A 20201-nucleotide genomic window follows, 5' to 3' on the forward strand; every position below is an offset into this window, starting at 1 on the left:
CGACAAGGAAACCGCGATGACTTCATCCACCGCACCCACCACGCCCACCACACCCACCGCGCCCCTGGGGCGCGCGCACGACGTGCGGACCGTGGAGGCCCTGACCGCCTCCGTACTGGCCGGGGAGCGCGGCCCGCTGCCCTCCGCCCTCGTGGCCACCAGCGTGTTCTGGATCCACCACGGCACCCGGCTGGCCGGCGGCGACACCACCTACCTCAACCAGTACGTCCTCGTCCGCCTCGGCTCCTCCTTCGGCGGCTGCGCCTTCGAGGCCGGCGAGATCGACCCGGCCGTGTGCCGGGACTCCTCCGGCACCCCGCTCGACGTACTGCTGCGCGAGGCGCCCCGGCCCCTGCGGATGGCGGCGCTCGACGCCTACCTCGCCGAGACGTTCCCGCACCGGGCCGCCGCCGAAGCGGGGCGGGCCGAAGCGGTCGTCCTGCCCGCCGGCACTCCGGAGGTCCGCGCGCGGGCCCGCGACGCGGCCGTCGCCGGGCTGCTGGACATCACCGAGGGCACGGAGGTCGCGCTCATCGGCGTCGTCAACCCGCTGGTCGCCGCGATCCGCGAGCGCGGCGGCGTACCGCTCCTGTGCGACTTCAACCTGAAGACCAGTCAGTGGGGCGACCCGGTCACGACCGACATGCACGAGGTCCTGGAGCGGGCGCAGGCGGTCGTCGCCACGGGGATGACCCTCAGCAACGGCTCGTTCGACACCGTCCTGGAGCGCTGCCGCACCCGGGGCGTCCCGCTGGTCGTCTACGCACAGAGCGGCAGTGCCGTGGCGCGCGCCTTCCTGGGGGCGGGCGTGACCGCGCTCTCCGCGGAGCCCTTCCCCTTCTCCCAGTTCAGCGCCGACCCGACCACCCTCTACCGCTACCGGGCGGTGGGCGGCGCATGATCCCGGCCACCCGTCGGGCCCCGTCCGGTGTCGTTGCCGGTGCCGTCGCCACCGGTACCGGGTACGCCTCCTGCCACCACGGCGAGATCCTCCAGGGCGTCTTCCGCGACGCCACCGGGAGCAGGTGCGCCGGACTGGTCACCCTGCCGATGGCCGGACGCGGCAGCCGCGCCGAGTTCGTCCGCGATCCGGCCACGGGAGCCCAGCAGTTGGAGGTGCGGCCCGCCGGCCGGACGAAGGCCCTCCGGGCGGCCGCCCTGGCCGTCGAGGCCTGCGCGGGCCGCCGCGGGGAGCCGCCCTGCGGCGGGGCGCTGCGGCTGAGCGGCAACGTCCCCGTGGGCCTCGGCATGGGGAGCTCCACCAGCGACGTCATCGCCGCCGTGCGCGCCGTCGCGGACTCCTACGGCCTGGTCCTGGCCCCGGGTACGATCGCCCTGCTCGCGGTCCGGGCCGAGCTGGCCTGCGATCCGCTGATGCTCGACGACCGCCCGGTGCTGTTCGCACAGCGCGAGGGCCGGGTCCTGGAGGTCCTGGGCCCGGCCCTGCCTCCCCTGATCGTCGTGGGCTGCGCCCTCGGCGGCGGGGCGCCCGTGGACACCCTCTCCCTGCCGGTGCGGATCCACGACGACCACGACGTACGCGCCTACGAACGGCTGCGCGCCCTGCTGCGACGGGCCGTGGCCACCGGCGACGCCGCCCTCCTCGGCGAGGTCGCCACCGCCAGTGCCCGCCGCGGCCAGCAGCTGCTGCGCCATCCGGAGTTCGAGGCGCTCACCGACATCTCCCGCCGGGTGGGAGCGGCGGGGGTGCAGATCGCCCACAGCGGTGCGGTCGCCGGCCTGCTCTTCGATCCGGCCGCGCCGGGCACGCGCCGCCGCGTCCGCACGTGCGTGCGCGCCCTGGAGGACAGCGGCATCCCCGCGACCCGGACCTTCACCACCTTCCCCGACCCTGGAGTTGCGAAATGGACCAGCACATCGCGGAGTCGGTCGGCCGGCCCGACCTGATACGCCTCGACGACCGGCTCGTATGCCTGCGCTTCGAGACCATGAAGGTGGTCTCCGCCCTCGCGGCGGTCCGCCACCTGCTCGACACCGGCGCCGTCCGCCGGGGGGACACCCTGCTGGACAGCTCCAGCGGCATCTACGCGTACGCCCTGGCGCTGGCCTGTCACCGCTACGGCATGCGCTGCCACATCGTCGGCTCTTCGACCGTCGACCACACCCTGCGCACCCAACTCGCCGTGCTCGGCGCGACGCTGGAGCAGATGGAGCCGTGCGACGACCTCAAGCTGGACCAGAAGCGCCGGGTCGAGCGGATCCACGAGATCCTCGCCGAGCACCCGGAGTACCACTGGATGCGGCAGTACCACGACGACGTCCACTACCTCGGGTACCGGGCCGTCGCCGAGCGGATCCGCCGCTCCGCCGGCGCGGCGCCCCTCACGGTCGTCGGCGGGGTCGGCTCGGGGGCGTCGACGGGGGCCCTCGCCCGCTACCTGCGACAGGACTCCCCCGATGTGGAGCTGGTGGGGGTGCAGCCGTACGGCAGCGTCACGTTCGGCGCCGGGCACGTGTCCGACCCCGAGATCATCATCGCGGGGATCGGCAGCTCGATCCCGTTCGCGAACGTGGACCACGCGCTGTACGACACGCTCCACTGGATCTCCTTCGACGCGGCCCTCGCGGGGAGCGTCGACCTGCTGCGGCGGCACGCCGTCTTCGCGGGGCTCTCCACCGGCGCCGGATACCTGGCCGCCCGCTGGGAACGCGGCCGCGCACCCGGGCGGACGGTGGTGTTCATCGCGGCGGACACCGGCCACCGCTACGTGGACACGGTCTACGCCCGCCACCGCGAGGCCGGCCGGATCGAGGACCTCGTCCCGCAGGCGGTGTCCGGGCAGTCCGAACTCGCCCTGCCCTGGTCCCGGATGCAGTGGGACCGTTCCCCGGGTCCCGGACCCGCGGCATGAACCGGCGGCGTGAACCGGCTGGTGAGGCTACCGTTCCGCCAACTGCCATGCTTCCAGCTGCGGGAGGACCGGTGCCGTATACAACGACCGGCGGGGGCGGGCGCGTCCGGCCGCCTGGTCCGGCGCTCCGGCAGGGCGGCAGCGCCGCCGCCCTGCCGGAGCGTCCGCTCAACGGCGGCGTGCGCAGGTCCAGGCCCCCATGCCCTGCATCCGGGCGAGCCGTTTCGCCGTGGCGATCTGCTCGCTCTTGGTGGCGAGATCGGCGCGCGGTGCGTACCGGCGGCCGCCCGCCGCTTTCCAGCTCGACTGGGTGAACTGCAATCCGCCGTAATGGCCGTTGCCGGTGTTCGCCCGCCAGTTGCCCCCGGATTCACATCGGGCGATGGCGTCCCAGTCGGCCGACGGTCTGGAGTGGACCGCGGTGGCCTGGGCTCCGGACACGTCCAGTAGGGCGACCGTCAACACGACGGACGTGACGATCAGTTGGCCGATCCAGCGCCGGCTACGGCGGTCCTTGCGGTGGTGCGACATCAGTCCTCCTTCGCTGTTGGGGCGGGCCTGCCACGAACAGCGGGCGGGCCCGCGTGCGGCCTTCGTCGGGCCGCGGCCACAGCACAGCACGTACCGGGGTGATTCCAGCGGTACTTGCGGTCGGTGAAGGCACGACGCCACCCGAACGGACGCCCTGGCACCCCTCCTGAGGCCACCGGGACGCATGGTACGACCAGAACCGGCCCATTCGGACCGTGCCGTCGCAGCACGTTTGACCGCCCCTGGCGGACGCCCGCGGAGGTGGGCCGGTGGGTACGGGCGCCCGCGGGGAGCACGAGGGGGCACGCGGTTCGGCCACGCGCCCCCGCGCGCCTCCCGCAGGGACGTTCCGGCCCGGTGGTAGCTGGGCACCCGCTTGATGCTGATCGATCACCACCTGCCCGAGGAGAGCCCGATGACCAAGGTCCTCGTCCTGCACAGCACCAGTCTCGTCAGGTCGGCCCTGGCGGCCCTGCTGAGATGCGAAGGGGATTTCGACGTGACCTCCGCGGGCTGGCGAACTGCCGCACGGCAGGCGGAGTACTTACGACCAGACGTGGCGGTCGTCGACCTGGACTGTCCGGGGGCGACCGCCCTGCTCTCCCCGGACGGCCGGGCTGCCCGCGCCGCCCTGGCCCCGGCCACCCGTCTGCTGGTCCTCGCCACCTCGGGCACCCCCGGACCGCTGCGGCGCGCCTTCCAGGCGCAGGCCTTGGGGTACGTGGACAAGGACGGCTCACCGGGCCGGCTGGTGCGGGCCATCCGCAAGCTCGCGGCGGGCGAGCGGTTCGTGGACGCCTCGCTCGCCTCGGCCCTCATGGAGGCCGATCCCATGCCGCTGAGCCCGCGGGAGCTGAGCGTGCTGGCCCGCGCCGCCGAGGGGGACTCGGTCGCGGAGATAGCCCGCGCCCTGCATCTGGCCAGCGGGACCGTACGGAACTACATGGCCGCCGCGACCCGCAAGACCGGAGCCCGCAACCGGATCGACGCAATCCGGATCTCCCGGCGGGCCGGCTGGGTCTGAGCGGCCCGGCGCCGCCTCGCCTCTCTCAGGTGTCCGCGTTCCAGATCCCCACGAGGTCCCGGTACAGCGCTGACCTGGCCGGGAGCTCCTCGTGCGAGCCGCACACCGCCCGGGTCCCGTCGAGTACGAGGACCCGGTCGGCCCGGATCGCGGAGGAGACCCGGTGGGCCACCACGACGAGGGTGCCCGGACGGGCGGCGAGCGACCGTTCGGCGCGTTCCTCGGCGTGCGGATCGAGGTGGCAGGTGGCTTCGTCGAGCAGGAGCAGCGGCGCCGGTGAGAGGTACGCCGCGGTGAGGGCCAGCAGCTGGCGCTCGCCCTGGGAGAGCCGGGCCGGGTCGACGGGGGCGTCCAGGCCCCCCAGCCGGTCCACGAGCCCGTCGGCTCCCAGGGCCGCGGCGGCGCGCCCCGCCCGCGCCCCGCTCACGGGCCCCTGGCACAGGTGCGTCAGGTTCTCGCGGACGGTGCCCGTGAAGACGTACGCCTGCTGGGGCAGCAGGGTCCGGCGCAGGTCGGGCCCCCCGCCCGGGGAAGACCGCCGGGCCGGGGCGCCGGACAGCAGGACCGAACCCCGGTCGGGCGGCAGCTGCCCGGCGAGCAGCGCCAGGAGCGTGGACTTGCCGATCCCGCTCGGTCCCACCACGGCCAGGTGCTCGCCGGGCCGGACGGTCAGGTCGAGGCCGTCGATCACCGGGTGCGCGCGGGCCCCGTACGCGAAGCGGACCCGGCGGAGTTCGACGGCAGGGCCCGCCACGCCCGCGGCCCCCTCGTCGGGGGCGGGCGGGGCGGGCGGGGCGGGTGCCCGGTCCGCTGCGGGTATCCGTGCCCGGTCCGCCGGCGGACCGGGCAACCTCTCCAGCACCACCAGCAGCCGGGTGCCCGCCGCACCCACCGCCGTCATCAGGGCGTCGAGGGCCGGGAGCAGGGACTGGACGAGGTAGGTGAGCGCCCCGGCCAGCGCTCCCGCGCTGACCCCGCGGCCGAGCAGCCAGGGCGTCCCCGCCAGCAGCGCGACGACCGGGAGGCGGCCCGCCACGCCCAGCGCCAGCGTGCGCAGCGCCGCCCAGCGCGCCAGCCGGCGGGTCAGCCGCTCCTGCTGGGCTATCAGCGCTTCCAGCGGGCCCCCGGCCGCCGCCCCGCCACCGCAGGCGACCACGTCGCGCAGCCCCGCCGCGAGGGCGCCGGTGCGCGAGGACAGTGCCTCGTCGGTGTCGAGGGCCTCGCGCTGCACACGGGCCATCGGGCGCAGCGTCGCCAGGAAGCAGGCCGCTCCCAGCAGCAGCGGGGGGACGACGAGCAGCAGCATGAGGGGCGCCAGTGCGGCCAGCCCGGCCAGCGCTCCCGCCGAGGTGAAGACGAAGGACCGGGCGACCAGTACGAGGCCCGCGAAGGAATCGCGCGCCATCTCCGTCTGCTGGGCGAGCCGGGAGACCGCGCCGAGGTCCCCGGCCTTCCCCGGTTCGGCGACCGCCTGCCGCATCGCCTGGCGCACGGCGCGCCTGACCAGGCCGTCGCGCAGGGGTTCGACGAGGTCCGCGAGGCCGCCGAACACGCCGCGCAGGGCGAGGGCGCCGAGCAGGGACCCGGCGGCGGCCGCGGCGAGCCAGCCGAGGCCGGTGGTGGTCCGCCCCGCGAGGAAGCCGTCGTCGAGGGCGCGGGCCACCGCGTATCCGCCGAGGAAGGTGTGCGCGGACTCCAGCAGGGACCACAGGGCGAGCCGGGCGAGGGTACGGGCGTGTCCGCGCAGGAACCGCCGGGCGTCGGGTGCGATCCGTCGCCACGTGCCGTACTCGCTCACCGGACCGGCTCCCGGCCCGCGGGCCCGGCGGCCGCGTCCGGTACGGGACCGGGACCGGGGGCGGGGGCAAGGGCTGGGGCGGGTACGGGATCGGCCGCGAACACCGCCCGGTAGCCGGGGTCCCGCCACAGCTGTGCGTGCGTCCCCGTCGCCCGGATCCGCCCGGCGTCCAGCCAGACGACGAGGTCGGCGCGGGCGGCGGAGGAGATCCGGTGGGCCACGACGAGGCGGGTGGCCCGCACCTCGACGGCCAGGGCCCGCTCGACCTCGCGCGCGGTGACGGTGTCCAGGCTGGAGGTGGCGTCGTCCAGGATGAGCAGCCGTCCCGTATGGCAGAAGGCCCGTGCCAGGCCGAGGCGCTGCAGCTCTCCGCCCGACAGCGGCGCATCGGCGAGCGGTGTCGCGTAGCCCTCGGGCAGCCGCCGGACGAACGGGTCGGCCCCGGCGGCCCGCGCCGCGGCCTGCACGGCCTTCGCCCCGGGCCCGGTTCCCGCCCCGAAGGCGATCGCGTCGGCGACGCTCCCCCCGAAGAGCGCGGGCCGCTCGAAGGCGTGGCCGACCTCCCGGCGCAGCACTTCGGCGGACAGTTCCTCCAGCGGCACCCCGTCGAGCAGTACCGCGCCCTCGTCACAGGCGGTCAGGCGCCCGGCCACCGCGGCAAGCAGTGTCTTGCCGGACCCCGAGCGGCCCACGACGGCGACGGTGGACCCGCCGGGGAGGTCCAGGTCGACGTCGCGCAGTACGGGGCTGCCCGCACGCACCACGCGGACCCCGCGCAGTTCGAGCCTGCCCCGCCCGCCGGCCGGCAGTTCCCGCCCGCCCGCCGGGAGTTCGGGCAGTTCGAGGACGGCGGCCACCCGGCGGGCCGCGGCCCTGCCGCGCACCACCGCGGCCAGCCGCCCGGTGACGGCGCCGACCCCGGCCGCGAGGCCCGCGTAGCGGACGGCGGCGAGGAGCCCGCCGACCCCGAGGGCTCCGGCGGCGAGCCGGATGCCGCCCACGCCCAGCACCACGTACAGCAGCAGGGGCATCAGGGCGCCGGTGCGGGCCGTGGCCGCGCCGTACACCTGCCACATCTTGCGTCCCTCGCGGCCCAGTTCGGGCAGTCCGGCCAGGATGCGGGACACCTCGCGCCGCTCGGTGCCGGCTGCGGCGACGGTGCGGGCCCCGGCGAGGGCCTCGACGAGGCGGCCGGCCATGGCGAGCTGCACCTGCTGGTAACGGCCCACACTGGCGCCGGAGTCTCGGGCGAAGGAGCGCAGGAGCAGGGCCAGCAGCGGGAGTCCGGCGAGGAAGGCCACGGCGGTCCACACGTCGATGACGAGGAGGGCGACGATCCCGCCGAACGGCAGCAGCAGGGCGGCGGCCGCGTTCGCGACGGCGCCCGGGACCCTGCCCGCCTCGGTGGCGTGTGCGGTCAGTCGGGCCGCGAGCTCGCCGGGTGCGTGGCGGGAGGCGTGGTGCGGCGCCGTACGCAGCAGCCTGGCGAGCCCGAGGCTGCGCAGCCAGGCGGTGGACCGGGCGTCGACGCTGCCGGTGAGGCGTGCGGCGGCGGCGTCCAGGAGCACTTCGGCGGCGATCACCAGGGCGCAGCCCAGGGTCCAGGCGCTCCCGGCGGGGTCGCCGCGCAGCAGCAGGTCGAGGGTGTGGCCGAGGACGGCGGGCTCGGCGAGCGCCGCGGCCGCGGCGGCCAGCGAGCACGCGAACACGGCCGCGGTGCGGCCGGAGCTGTGGCGGGCTGCGGCCTTCAGCGCCCGGTCGGCGGTACGTGCGGCCGGGGCCTCGTCGGCCGCGGCGTCGGGCGGGGTCATGTGCGGCGGCTCCCCAGGGGTGGGCAACGGGCCCGGGCGGTGAACCGCCCGGGCCCGGAAGGGACCTGATCAGTTACAGGTCGTGATGCTCAGGCTGCTGTCACCGCACAGGAGCAGGCTGGCGCGGCTGCCGCCGCCCGTGAGGTGGGCGGCCTCGGTGGTCTCTTCCTTGACGGTGTCCATCGACTGCAGGTCAAGAAGCGTCATGACTGAATCCTCTTCACTGGTGTGGTGTTCCGATGGGTCACGGCCCCCGTGGGGGGACCGGCTCTGGGGCTGCCGCGGTGGTCCGCAGCGGCGGGAGGAAGGGCAGGTGCGCGCGCCCGCCGGGCGCGGCGCTGCCGAGGGCGAGCAGGGCGCCGGCCGTACCCGTGGACAGGTCCATGGACAGGCGCATCAACTGTTCGCCGGGGAAGGCCAGATGGCCCCGGTACGAGATCGCGTGCCGGGCCAGGGCGTCGATCTGGCGGGCGATGTCCCCGGCCCGGGTGCCGGGGCCGGGGGTGGTGGTCCGCGCCAGGTAGAGGATCATGCCCGCGGCGCCGCGGAACAGGCCGGGCTGCGCGTAGAAGGTCGCCTGGGCGGCACGTACGATCTGCGTCCGCGCCGTCGCGAAGCGGTGGTCCTGGGCGTGCTCCAGCCAGTCGTCCAGGACCATGCCGATTCCGACGCTGCCGGCCCCGAGGTAGGGCATGGTGCGCCAGCCCTCGTCGACCTGGAGGGTGCCGTAGGCGCTGGTCACGCAGCGGTCGAGGTCACGGTGCAGGGCCAGGCCCGCACGGGTCAGCAGCTCCGGATCACCGGTGCGCCCGTACAGCCGCAGGTAGAGCAGGGCGGGTCCGCTGTGGCCGTGGAGCAGGCCGGTCCGTTTGAGGCCGGGGGTCACGCGGGCCATCAGGTCGGCGCAGCGCAGCGCTGCGGTGTGCAGGGCGCTCTCACCGGTGGCCGTGCCCAGGGAGTCCAGGGCCAGGCCCAGGCCGGCGAGCCCGCTGTGCAGGTCGGGGCCGGCCGACTCCCAGGGCTGGTCCAGCAGTTGTTCGGCGAGGGCCAGGGCGCGGTCGCGGTGGCCGAGCCGTTCCAGGGTCCAGGCGATGCCGGCCAGCCCGTCGTAGAAGCCGAGAGGGGTTCCGGAGGCGGGCTGCTTCGTACGGGCCAGCAGCCATTCCTCGGCTTCCGGCCAGGGCTCGGCCCCGGTTTCGGCGAGGGCGTACAGGACGCCGGCGGCTCCGTACCCGAAGCCGGTTCCTCCTCCGGCGGTGGCGAACTGCGCGATGTCGCCGGGGAAGAGCCGGTCGTCGCGGTCGGGGGTGATGGTGGCCCGCAGGGCGGCCGTCATCGAGGCTCGGGCCGCTTCCCAGTCGCCCGGCTGCACCGGCAGGTAGGGACCGTCCGGGGCCTTGGTCCGGCCGCCGGGAGCCTGTGCCTGTGCCGGGAGCCCGGCGAGGATCTCCTCGACCGCTGCGTCGAGGAACGCCCGGGGTACGGGGAACTGCTCGGCGGCGATGTCCGCGAGGTGTACCGCCTTCGCCCGGTCCATGACCAGCAGGCTCGTCAGGGGCAGGAACAGGGCCAGGCGCAGACAGGCCAGCGCGTAGCGGTCGACGGAGGCGCCGCGCCGGTCGGGCGGCGCGACGAACGCCGGGTTGGCGACCGTCTGCCGCTGCCCGTCGCCGATGCGCGTGGCGGCCTCGAAGTCGAGGAGCGCGACGGCGGGTTCCCCGCTCTCCTCGTCCTCGGCGACCATGATGTTGAAGAGGTGCAGGTCGTTGAAGACGACGCCTCGTGCGTGCACCTTCTCGACGGCTTCGGTCACCCGCCCGTGGACCTTCAGCGCCCACTCGGTGTAGGAGGCGAGCTCCGCCGGGTCGGGGTCGGCCTCGATGAGCGGGTGGCGCCGGGCGAAGTAGGTGTTGAGGGGCTTGCCCTCCAGGTACTGCATGGCGAGGAAGTGGTGGTCCCCGACGGTGAAGGTGCCGTGCACCGAGGGGACGCAGTCCAGTCCGGCGAGCTGCTCCAGTGCTTCGCGTTCACGGTGCAGACGGGTGACGGCGTCCGCCCCGTCGGCGGCGAGCCCGGCGAAGGGGCGGGCCTCCTTGAGGATCACCGGCTCACCGGTGCGGGTGTCCCGGGCCGCGTACACCCCGCCGCCGTTGGAGAAGTGCAGGGCGCGCTCGACGGCGTAGGGGATGCCTTCGAGGGTGACCGCTGCACGCCGCTCCAGGTGCGGCCGCAGGAAGTCCGGCAGTCCGATCCACTCGGGCGGCTGGAACACGGGGCCGCGCGGATCCGGTACCAGCCGTCCGGCCGGGGTCTCGACGGCCGGGACCAGGTCGCCCTGCTCGTCATAGCAGTGCCGCAGGGTGAAGCTGCCGTAGCGCAGGTGGACCGGGCCGTCGTTCCAGCGCAGGTCGCTGAGGATGTAGGGGCCGGGCTCGCCGGCCAGCAGGGCGTCCAGCTCCTCGGCCATCTGCCCGCACCGCGCCTCGTCCGCCGGGTAGAGGGTGAGGAACTTGCCGCTCGCCGCTCGGTCCGCGTACTTGGCGTTGCGCAGGTGCAGCAGGTGGCGGCCGGGCACGAACTTGAAGGCGATCCGCCGTTCCAGGCAGTAGGCGTGGACCCTGCGCAGGACGGACTCGGCGTTGTCGAGGCACGCCGATATGTGGATCTTCCAGCCCTGCGCGGGCAGTTCGGCGTCGTCCGGCCGCAGGGCCAGCCAGTCCCCGCTGCGGTGCGAACGCCATCCCTCCGGTACGGGGGCGAGGGCCAGGGGGTAGAGCTCCTCGGTGCGCCGGTACGGCGCGTCGTAGAACCAGCGGTCGGCGTCGCAGAAGGCCGCGTACCCCTTGTTCACACCTGCTCCCTCGGTCGGTGGCGTGCCCAACGTTGTCAGCCGGAGCAGGGGCCGCGACAGTCACGACTGTCACCGACGGGGTGTGCGATCCGCACATGCGCGCACCGGTGCCCCGGCGGGAGTTCCCGTCGGGGCACCGGTGCTTCATGCGGCCGGGTCGGCCGGGGCGCCTGCGGCCGTCAGCCGCGGGGGCGGCGGCGGAGGTCCGGGGCGGCGAGTGCGGGCGGTACGTATCCGGCGTCGCGGGACGACAGGTTCGTGCCCGGCGGCACGATCTTGTCGATCCGGTCGAGCACGTCGGTGCTCAGGCGCACCCGGTCCGCGCCCAGCTGGCTCTCCAGCTGCTCGAAGGTGCGCGGCCCGATGATGGCCGAGGTCACGGCGGGGTGTTCCAGGACGAAGGCCAGGGCCAGCTGCACCAGGGTCAGTCCCGCCTCCTGCGCGAGCTGGGCCAGTGCCTCGGCGGCGTCCAGCTTGGCCGCGTTCTCGGGGTCCGCGATGTCGAAGCGCGCGGCCTGCCGGTCGATCCGGCTGGACGAGGGCTGTTCGCCGCCCTTGCGGTAACGGCCGGACAGCCAGCCGCCGGCCAGCGGGCTCCAGCTGAGCACGCCGAGCCCGTACCTCTGGGCCACGGGCAGGACCTCGCGCTCGATGCCGCGCGCGAGCAGCGAGTACGGGGGCTGCTCGGCCACCACGCGTTCCCGGCCGCGGCGTTCGGCGAGCCACTGGCCCTCGACGATCGCGGACGGCTCGAAGGTGGAGGTGCCGATGTAGCGGATCTTGCCCTGGTGGACGAGGTCGCTGAGCGCGCCCAGCGTCTCGTCGAAGTCCGTCTCGGGCTCGGGCCGGTGCACCTGGTAGAGGTCGATCCAGTCGGTGCCGAGCCTCTTCAGGCTGTTCTCCACCTCGCGGATGATCCAACGGCGGCTGTTGCCCTGCTCGTTGGGGTCGCTGCCGAGGCTGCCGTGGAACTTGGTGGCCAGCACCACCGTGTCCCGGCGGCCTCCGGCGAGCGCCTTGCCGACGATGGTCTCGGACTCCCCCGCCGAGTACACGTCGGCGGTGTCGACGAAGTTGATGCCGGAGTCGAGGGCCCGGTGGATGATCCGGACGCTGTCGGCATGGTCGGTGTTGCCGCGCGCCCCGAACATCATGGTGCCCAGACAGAGCGGGCTCACCTTGACTCCGGTGCGTCCGAGCAGGCGGTATTCGGTCATCGTGCACTCCCGTTGACGAGTTGATCGGTAAGGGTGCCGGCCGCCTCCGGGTGGGCGCCGACGGCGCCCGTCCGGTAGGTGTCCCACAGGCGCCGGTACGGCCCCTGCGCGGCCAGCAGTTGGGCATGGGTGCCGGTCTCGACGACGGTCCCGGCTTCGAGGACCACCACCCGGTCCGCGCGGGCGGCCGTGGTGAGGCGGTGGGCGACCACGACGGTGGTGCGGCGCCGGGTGAGGGCCTCGACGGCGGCGGTGACCCGCCGTTCCGTGGCGAGGTCGAGCGAGGCGGTCGCCTCGTCGAGCAGCAGGATGTCGGGGTCGACGAGTTCGGCCCGGGCGAGGGCCAGCAGCTGGCGCTGGCCCGCGGAGAGGCCCCGGCCGCGTTCCCCGACCCGGGTGAGGTACCCGTGTGCGAGTCCGGCCACCATCTCGTGGGCCCCCACGGCCCGGGCGGCGGCTTCCACCTCCGCATCGGTGGCGTCCGGCCGTCCGTAGGCGATGGCGTCGCGGACGCTGCCGCCGAACAGGTGCGGCTCCTGCGGGACGATGCCCAGCCGGCGCCGGTAGCCGGTCAGGTCGAGGTCGCGCAGGTCCTGGCCGTCGACGCGGACGGTCCCGGAGGCCGGGTCGTAGAAGCGCGCGAGCAGTTTGACCACGGTGGACTTGCCCGCGCCGGTGGTCCCGACGAGGGCGACGGTCTCGCCGGGGGCGATGCGCAGCCGGATGCCGTGCAGCACCTCCCGGTCGGACCCGCCCGCGTAGCGGAAGGACACGTCGTCGAACTCGATCTCCCCGCGCAGGGCCTCGACGGGCCGCGGCGCCGGAGCGGGCGGGGTGCCGACGGGGGTGCGCATCAGGGTGCGCAGGCGGTTCATGCCGACGACCGCCTGCTGGTACCCGTCGAAGACCGGGGAGAGCTGCTGGATCGGGGCGAAGAACAGTTCGACGCAGAGCAGGAAGGCGATCAGGGTGCCCGCCGTGAGTTCACCGGAGGCCACCTGTCCGGCTCCGACGGCGAGGACGGCGGCCGTGGACAGCGTGCCGAGGAACTCGACGAAGGGGAAGAAGATGCCCATGTACCGCTGGGCCCGCAGCCTGGAGTCGGCGAACGACCGGGCGAGGGCGGCGAAGTCCTCGGCGTTGCGCCGTTCCCGGCGGAAGGCCTGGGTGACGCGCACGGCTCCGACGTTCTCCTGGAGGCCGGCGTTGACCGCGCTGATCAGCTCGCGGGCCTCCAGGTAGGCGGGGACCGAGTGGTGCCGGAAGAGGGCGGTGGCCGCGATCAGCGGCGGCAGTGCGGCCAGCAGGACCAGCGCCAGCTGTGCGTCGATGACCAGGAGGGACACCAGGACCCCGAAGACCGTCAGCAGGCTCACGACCGCCGTGATGAGGCCGGTCTGGAGGAAGTTCGACACGGCGTCCACGTCGGTGGTCATCCGGGTCATGATCCGGCCCGCGCGTTCCCGTTCGTAGTAGTCGAGGCCGAGTCGCTGCAGCTGGGCGTACGTCTTGATCCGCAGGGTGTACAGGAGGCGCTCGCCGGTGCGTCCGGTGGTCCGGACCTGGGCGATGCCGACGAGCCAGTTGACGGCGACGACCGCGGCCGCCGCGGCGGCGGCCGCCAGCAGGACCCCTCGGGCCTGGCCCGTGACCCCGCTGTCGACGCCGTGCCGGACGAGTACGGGTACGGCGATCTGCGCGAGCGCGTCCACGGCCACCAGCAGGAGCCCGCCGAGCAGCGGGATCCGGAAGGGGCGCAGCAGGGAGCCGAGGCGGAAGGCGGGATCGCCCGCCACGGCCTGGGCGAGGGGGACCGCGGGCTCGGCCGCGGGCATCGGGATCCGGGCGAGCGCGGCAAGGAGTTCGGGGTCGGGCGGGGCGGAGCCGAGGACGCCGCTGCCGGGGCCGCCGCGGCCGGGTCCGGAGGCGGCGGCCTGGGCCAGGGCGTTCGCGGCGCGGGCGGCGGTGGCCGCCTGGTGTGCGGGGCCTTCGTCCCCGTCCGGGCGTCGCCACAGGGCCTCGGTGACGCCGCCGGCCGGGAGGTCGTACGCCGGGACGCCCTGCACCCGGGCGTCGTGTCCCGGGGCGTCGGCGTCCGGGGCCTCGTGGGCCGGGCCGGAGTGGACCGGGTCGCCGGGGTCGCCCGAGGTCGACAGGAGCGAGCGGAACAGGGCCGAGCGGGCGCGCAGCTCGTCCGGGGTGCCGATGTCGGCGATCCTGCCGCCGTCCATCAGCGCGACGCGGTCCGCGAGCTCCAGGGTCGATTCGCGGTGGGCCACGACGATGGTGGTGCGGCGGCGCCCGGCCTGCGCCAGGGCGGCGTGGATCTCCGCCTCGACGCGGGCGTCCAGGGCCGAGGTGGCGTCGTCCAGGACGAGCACGGAGGGGTCGGTGAGCAGGGCGCGGGCGACCGCCACCCGCTGGCGCTGGCCGCCGGAGAGGGTGAGTCCCTGTTCGCCGACGACCGTGTCGTAGCCGTCGGGGAGCCGGTCGATGAACTCGTCCGCGCGGGCGAGCCGGGCCGCCTCGTGGACCTGGGCGTCGGTCGCCTCCGGCTTCCCGTACGCGATGTTGGCGCGGATGGAGTCGGCCAGGAGCAGGCTCTCCTCGAAGACGAAACCGATCCGGGACCGCAGGGACGCCAGGGTGAGGCTGCGGACGTCGTGGCCGCCGACGCAGACGCTGCCGGACCCGGTGTCGTAGAACCGCGGGAGGAGCGCGGCGACCGTCGACTTGCCGCAGCCCGCGGGGCCGACGAGGGCGAGCGTCTCCCCCGGCCGTACCTCCAGGGTGAAACCGGACAGCAGCGGAGCGCCCTCGCCGTAGCCGAAGGTCACGTCGTTCCAGGCCAGGGCCGGGGCGCCGGCGCCGAGCCGGTGCGCGCCGGGTGCGTCCGCGATCACCGGCGCTTCGTCGATGACCTCCAGGACGCGTTCGGCGCCGGCCCGGGCCTGCTGCCAGACGGTGAGGAGGGTGGCCACCTGGCGCACCGGTGTGACGAGGCCGCCGAGGTAGGCGGTGAAGGCGAGGAACGTGCCCAGCGACAGGCGGCCGTCCATCGCGAGCCAGCCGCCGAGGGCGAGTACGGCGACCTGCCCGAGGGCCGGTACGGCCTGGAGCGAGGGGTGGTAGCGGCTGGTGAAGGCCACCACGCGCAGCCGGGAGGCGAACAGTGCGCGGACGCGCTCCTCCAGGCCGCGCAGTTCGCGGCGCTCCTGGCCGAAGCCCTTGACGACGCGTACCCCGGCGACGGTGGCCTCGACGGCGGAGGCCACCTCGGCCGCCTCCTGCTGGGCGTGCCAGTTGGCGGGGAAGAGGGTGCGGCGGCTGCGCAGGGCGATCAGCCACAGGGCGGGCCCGACGACGAGGGCGACGACGGTGAGGAGCGGCGAGAGCCACGCCATGAAGACGAGGGAGACGCCGAACATCAGCGCGTTGCCCGTCATGTTGGGCAGGAACTGGAGCAGGGTCTGGATGAGGGTGATGTCCGAGATGGACCTGCTGACGACCTCCCCGGTGCGCAGGCCGTCCTGCTGGGCTCCGCCGAAGCGCAGCAGGGCGGAGAAGGTGTCGTTGCGCAGGTCGTACTGGACGCCGAGGGAGAGGCGTCCCGAGCGGTAGCGGCGGACGTAGGACGCTGCGAAGCGGACCGCCCCGGCGCCGGCCAGGACCGCGATCCAGGGGAGGAGGGCGCCGGCGTCCCGGTCGGCGACGTCGTCCACGACGTGGCGCAGGACGAGCGGCAGGATCGCGGTGGCGACGGCCGCCACCGCGGCGCCGCCGAAGGCCAGGACCAGGTCGGTGCGGTGGCGCAGGGTATAGCCGACGATCCGCCGGGCCCAGCTCCGGGCCGGTGGTGCGCCGGCGGGGCCGGCCGCCGCGTCGTGCGCGGCGGCCGGTTCCGTCGTGGCGGTGGGACAGACCGTCACCGGGCCTCCACCAGACCGGTGCCGGGCTGGTCGACATGCTGCGCCGGGCGGCCCGCGGGGCGCGGGAGGCCGTAGTGCTCGCGCAGGGTGGTGCCGGTGTACTCGGTGCGGAACAGGCCGCGTTCCTGGAGGATCGGGACCACGCGGTCGACGAAGACCTCCAGCCCGGAGGGCAGGACCGCGGGCATGATGTTGAAGCCGTCGGCGGCTCCGCTGTCGTACCAGTGCTCGATCGTGTCGGCGACCTGCTGCGGGGTACCGGCGAAGGTGCGGTGTCCGCGGCCGCCGCCGAGCCTTCCGATGAGCTGGCGTACGGTCAGCCTCTCGCGCCGGGCCAGCTCCACGACGAGGGTGTAGCGGCTCTTCGCCCCTTCGATCTCGTCCTCGGTGGGGATGTCGTCGGGAAGTTCCGAGTCGAGGTCCAGGGCCTCGGGGGCGATGCCGAGCCGCAGGGCGAGCTGGCGCTTGGCGTACTCGGGAACGATGAGCCGGTCGAGTTCGGCGTCGAGTTCGCGGGCCTCGGCCTCGGTGTCGCCGATGACGGGGACGATGCCGGGCAGGATCTTGATGCCGTCCGGGTCCCGGCCGAGGGCGAGGGCGCGCTGCTTGACGTCCTTGTAGAAGGCGACTCCTTCGGCGAGGGTCTGCTGCGCGGTGAACACCGCCTCGGCGTAGCGGGCGGCGAAGTCCTTGCCGTCCTCGCTGGAGCCGGCCTGCACGAGGAGCGGGTGGCCCTGGGGGGAACGTTCGACGTTGAGGGGGCCGTCGACGCGGAAGAACTCGCCGCGGTGGTCGATGGGGCGGACCCGGTCGGCGAGGGTGTGGACCCCTGCTTCCTTGTCGGCGACGACGGCGTCGTCGTCCCAGCTGTCCCAGAGCTTCGTCGCGACGTCGACGAATTCGGCGGCGCGGCGGTAGCGGTCGCGGTGCAGCGGGGTGTCGTCGAGACCGAAGTTCCGTGCGGCCTCCGCACCGGCCGTGGTGACGATGTTCCATCCGGCCCGGCCGTTCGAGACGTGGTCGAGGGACGCGAACCGCCGCGCCAGGTTGAAGGGTTCGTTGTAGCTGGTGGAGGCGGTGGCGATGAGGCCGATCCGGCTGGTGACCGCGGCCAGTGCGGTCAGCAGGACGGTCGGCTCCAGCTTGCTGGAGGGCCTGCGGCCGGGGTCGCCCTGCAGGACGGGGCTGTCGGCGAGGAACACCGAGTCGAGCAGGCCCCGTTCGGCGATGCGGGCGAGGTTCTGGTAGTGCGCGATGCCGGTGCCGCCGTCGGCGGGGCTCTCGGGCAGCCGCCAGGAGGCCTCGTGGTGGCCGACCGACATCAGGAAGGCGTTGAGGTGGAGCGGCTTGCGCTCAGGCGTGCGCGGCATCGGGTTCGTCCTTCGGGTGGTGGTCTTCGGGGGCGGGGTGCTCGGCCACGCCGAGCGCGGCGAGCAGGGTGTCCCGGTACTCCTGGAAGCGCGGGTCGCGCCGGCTCCGGGGGGTGGGCAGGTCGACGGCGAGGTCGACCGAGATGCGGCCCTCGTCCAGGACGAGTACGCGGTCGGCCAGCTCCACCGCCTCGTCCACGTCGTGGGTGACGAGGAGGACGGCGGGACGGTGCCGCTCGTAGAGCTCGCGCAGCAGGCCGTGCATGCGGATGCGGGTCAGGGCGTCCAGGGCTCCGAACGGCTCGTCGGCCAGAAGCAGTTCGGGGTCGCTGACCAGGGCGCGGGCCAGGGCGGCGCGCTGCTGTTCGCCGCCGGACAGCTCGTGGGACCAGGCGCGTTCGCGGCCGGCGAGTCCGACTTCGGCGAGGGCCCGTGCTCCGCGTTCGCGGACGCCGGGTCCGCGCAGTCCGAGGGTGACGTTGTCCAGGATGCGCAGCCAGGGAAGCAGCCGGGAGTCCTGGAAGGAGAGGGAGACGCGCTCGGGGACGGTGAGTTCGCCCGATCCGTCCACGTCGTGGTCGAGGCCGGCCACGGCCCGCAGCAGGGTGGACTTGCCGGAGCCGCTGCGGCCGAGGAGTGCGGTGAACTCGCCCGCGCCGAGGGTCAGGTCGAGTGCCTCCAGGACGGTCCGGTCGCCGAAGCGGCGGACCAGGCCACGGGTGCGCACCGCGGGCGGGGCGGGCTCCCGTACCGGGGTGGCGGGGTGGTCGGTGGTCAGCCCGCCAGCGTACGTCGCCATGACAGGGCCCTCCGTTCGATCGCGCGCACCAGTGCGTCGGAGGCGAAGCCGAAGATCCCGTAGGCCACCAGGCCGACGATGATCACGTCGGACTGTGCGTACTGCTGGGCCTGGAACATCATGTAGCCGATGCCGCTGGTGGCGTTGATCTGCTCGACGACGATCAGGCCGAGCCAGGCCGAGGTCACGCCCAGCCGCAGGCCGACGAAGAATCCGGGCAGGGAGCCGGGGAGGACCACCTTGCGCAGGAAGCGCCACCGGCTGAGTCCGAGCACCTCGGCGAGTTCCACGTGCCGGCTGTCGATGCTGGTGAGCGAGGCGTAGGTGTTGATGTACATGTTCACGGCGACGCCGAGGGCGATGACGGTGACCTTCATCTCCTCGCCGATGCCGAGCCAGAGGATGAGCAGGGGCAGCATGGCCAGCGACGGAATGGCGCGCTTGATCTGGAGCGGCCCGTCGACGAGGTACTCGCCGGTGCGGCTGAGTCCGGCGAGGACGGCGGCCGCAACTCCGGTCAGTACGCCGAACAGCAGGCCCAGACCGGCTCGTTGGAGGGAGATGAGGATGTTTCCCTGAAGGCGCCCGTCCGCGACCAGGTCACCGGCGGTGGCGATCACGGTGTCGGGACCGGAGAGGATCCGCGGGTCGAGGAAGCCCGCGGCGGACGCCGTCCACCAGACGGCGATGAGCAGCGCGGGCCCCAGGAGCCGCCCGAAGGGGACACCACGGCCGGGTCCCAGCCGCCGGGACTTGCGGGCTGCCGGGCGTCGTCCGGTGGCGGGGGCGGTGGGCCGCGCCCCGGCGACGGTACGGTCGGCGGGCCGGTCTGCGGCGGGGCCGGGCGTCGTCGTCGCGGCGCCGGGCCGGGCGGACGCGGCCGCGGCCTCGGTTTCCGGGGCCTGCACGCGCAGGCCCGTCAGTGCCTCGGTCATGAGTCCTCCCGGTATCCGGCCGGCACGGCGGCTGCCGCGAGGCCTTCGAAGCGCCGGTCGAACAGGGCCGTGACGTCGACCTTGGGCACGAAGCCGCCCTCGGCCATCAGGTCGGCGGTCTCCTGCTCCCAGGCGATGGCCTTGTCCCAGTTCGCCGGGAAGCGGGGTTTGGCGAGGGAGTCGACGATGCGCCTGCCGTCGGCGGCGCTGACGCCCTGGTCCTTGACGTAGTACGCGTCGATCCACTGGTCGGCGTTCTCCGCGGCCCAGACCACGCCCTGCGCCCAGAGGGTGACGTAGCTGCGCACCGCGGCCGCCTTCGCCGGGTCCTGCACGACCTCCAGGGGTGCCCACAGGACGGTGAGGAGGTCGATGACGTCGGTCTTGATGCCGCGGGCACCGTCCTTGCCGTACTGGGTCAGGTACTTGGTCAGGGTCGGCTCGCCCAGCGGCGCGACGTCGACCTGCTTGGACTGCAGGGCCGTGAGGAACTGCGTGCTCGGCAGCGCCACGAGTTCGACGTCGGAATTGGCGAGGCCGGCCTTCTTCAGGGCCCGCAGGACCACCACGCCCTGGGCCTGCCCCTGCGAGAAGGCGACCTTCTTCCCCTTGAAGTCCGCGACGGACGCGATGGAGGAGCCGGGCGCCGTGGCGAACACGTAGGAGGGGTGGCGGCGTTCCTGGACGGCGACGATCCGGGCCTTCACGCCGATGGCCTCGGCCTGGATCGGCGGAATTCCGGCATTGCTCGCCACGTCGATCGAGCGCGCCCGGAATCCCTGGATGATGTCGGGCCCGGCATTGAGGTTGATCCAGGAGGAAACCTTGAAGGGGAGGTCCTTTTCGAGCCCGGACGCGGCCAGCTGGATCTGGGAGGTCCGCACGGCCACGGCCAGTGACGTACCGGCGGGCGGTGGTCCGGTGGGCAGTTCGCCCAGGGGCGCGGAATGGGCGGCGCGGGTGGTCTGGGGGGCGCAGCCGGCGGCGGCGAGGAATGCGCCGCCGGCGAGGGCGAGGAATCCTCTGCGGCCCAATCGGGGGGAGGAGGAGCGGGAGGGCATGG

At 74.3% G+C, this 20201-nt stretch carries 15 protein-coding genes; 4 read left to right on the top strand and 11 right to left on the bottom strand.

The genetic code is table 11. The features are described from left to right. Positions 1-82 precede the first annotated feature (82 nt). The 3 genes from IO30_RS0117075 to IO30_RS0117085 are packed head-to-tail and all read left to right on the top strand — an operon-like array spanning position 83 to position 2873. Positions 83-901, top strand: coding sequence for a Rossmann-like domain-containing protein (locus IO30_RS0117075; RefSeq protein ID WP_031143912.1), 819 nt, complete (start codon positions 83-85; stop codon positions 899-901). Continuing rightward, positions 898-1908: a GHMP family kinase ATP-binding protein gene (locus IO30_RS0117080; RefSeq protein ID WP_031143914.1), complete on the top strand. Its 1011-nt coding sequence runs from the start codon at positions 898-900 to the stop codon at positions 1906-1908. Before IO30_RS0117075 ends, IO30_RS0117080 begins: the two co-directional genes overlap by 4 nt. Next, complete coding sequence (locus IO30_RS0117085; RefSeq protein ID WP_031143915.1) at positions 1866-2873, top strand: pyridoxal-phosphate dependent enzyme; 1008 nt, start codon at positions 1866-1868, stop codon at positions 2871-2873. Before IO30_RS0117080 ends, IO30_RS0117085 begins: the two co-directional genes overlap by 43 nt. 168 nt (positions 2874-3041) lie before the next feature. On the opposite strand, the gene IO30_RS0117090 is transcribed toward IO30_RS0117085, so the two are convergent. Then, positions 3042-3404, bottom strand: coding sequence for a transglycosylase family protein (locus IO30_RS0117090; RefSeq protein ID WP_031143917.1), 363 nt, complete (start codon positions 3402-3404; stop codon positions 3042-3044). 415 nt (positions 3405-3819) lie between these two features. Between IO30_RS0117090 and IO30_RS0117095 the strand changes: the two genes are divergently transcribed. Beyond that, positions 3820-4428, top strand: coding sequence for a response regulator transcription factor (locus IO30_RS0117095; RefSeq protein ID WP_031143919.1), 609 nt, complete (start codon positions 3820-3822; stop codon positions 4426-4428). A 25-nt stretch (positions 4429-4453) separates the two neighbouring features. Here the strand turns inward: IO30_RS0117095 and IO30_RS0117100 are convergent, their stop codons facing one another. From IO30_RS0117100 to IO30_RS0117145, 10 genes are all read right to left on the bottom strand, one after another. After that, positions 4454-6226, bottom strand: a complete 1773-nt coding sequence (locus tag IO30_RS0117100) for an ATP-binding cassette domain-containing protein (RefSeq protein ID WP_037894307.1) — start codon at positions 6224-6226, stop codon at positions 4454-4456. Then, positions 6223-8037: an ABC transporter ATP-binding protein gene (locus IO30_RS0117105; RefSeq protein ID WP_063768454.1), complete on the bottom strand. Its 1815-nt coding sequence runs from the start codon at positions 8035-8037 to the stop codon at positions 6223-6225. Before IO30_RS0117105 ends, IO30_RS0117100 begins: the two co-directional genes overlap by 4 nt. A gap of 69 nt (positions 8038-8106) precedes the next feature. Beyond that, on the bottom strand, positions 8107-8244 hold the full coding sequence (locus IO30_RS0117110; RefSeq protein WP_031143925.1) for a SapB/AmfS family lanthipeptide: 138 nt from the start codon (positions 8242-8244) through the stop codon (positions 8107-8109). Positions 8245-8281: 37 nt separating this feature from the next. Beyond that, positions 8282-10888: a class III lanthionine synthetase LanKC gene (lanKC, locus tag IO30_RS0117115; RefSeq protein WP_031143926.1), complete on the bottom strand. Its 2607-nt coding sequence runs from the start codon at positions 10886-10888 to the stop codon at positions 8282-8284. A gap of 179 nt (positions 10889-11067) precedes the next feature. Further along, positions 11068-12105 (bottom strand): aldo/keto reductase, encoded by a 1038-nt coding sequence (locus IO30_RS0117120; protein WP_031143927.1) that lies wholly within the window; start codon positions 12103-12105, stop codon positions 11068-11070. Beyond that, a complete protein-coding gene (locus IO30_RS0117125) occupies positions 12102-16034 on the bottom strand; it encodes an ABC transporter ATP-binding protein (protein WP_078904739.1) in 3933 nt (1310 codons plus the stop codon). Before IO30_RS0117125 ends, IO30_RS0117120 begins: the two co-directional genes overlap by 4 nt. Then, on the bottom strand, positions 16031-17404 hold the full coding sequence (locus tag IO30_RS0117130; RefSeq protein WP_031143929.1) for an LLM class flavin-dependent oxidoreductase: 1374 nt from the start codon (positions 17402-17404) through the stop codon (positions 16031-16033). Before IO30_RS0117130 ends, IO30_RS0117125 begins: the two co-directional genes overlap by 4 nt. After that, positions 17388-18203 carry an ABC transporter ATP-binding protein gene (locus IO30_RS0117135; RefSeq protein ID WP_051859035.1) on the bottom strand — a complete coding sequence of 272 codons (816 nt, stop codon included), beginning with the start codon at positions 18201-18203 and terminating at the stop codon, positions 17388-17390. The genes IO30_RS0117130 and IO30_RS0117135 overlap by 17 nt, the downstream gene beginning before the upstream one ends. Continuing rightward, a complete protein-coding gene (locus IO30_RS0117140; protein ID WP_078903828.1) occupies positions 18179-19138 on the bottom strand; it encodes an ABC transporter permease in 960 nt (319 codons plus the stop codon). Before IO30_RS0117140 ends, IO30_RS0117135 begins: the two co-directional genes overlap by 25 nt. After that, positions 19135-20199: an ABC transporter substrate-binding protein gene (locus tag IO30_RS0117145; RefSeq protein WP_031143934.1), complete on the bottom strand. Its 1065-nt coding sequence runs from the start codon at positions 20197-20199 to the stop codon at positions 19135-19137. Before IO30_RS0117145 ends, IO30_RS0117140 begins: the two co-directional genes overlap by 4 nt. Positions 20200-20201: the final 2 nt, after the last annotated feature.

The sequence above is a fragment of the Streptomyces xanthophaeus genome, assembly GCF_000725805.1.
Classification (GTDB): Bacteria; Actinomycetota; Actinomycetes; order Streptomycetales; family Streptomycetaceae; genus Streptomyces; species Streptomyces xanthophaeus.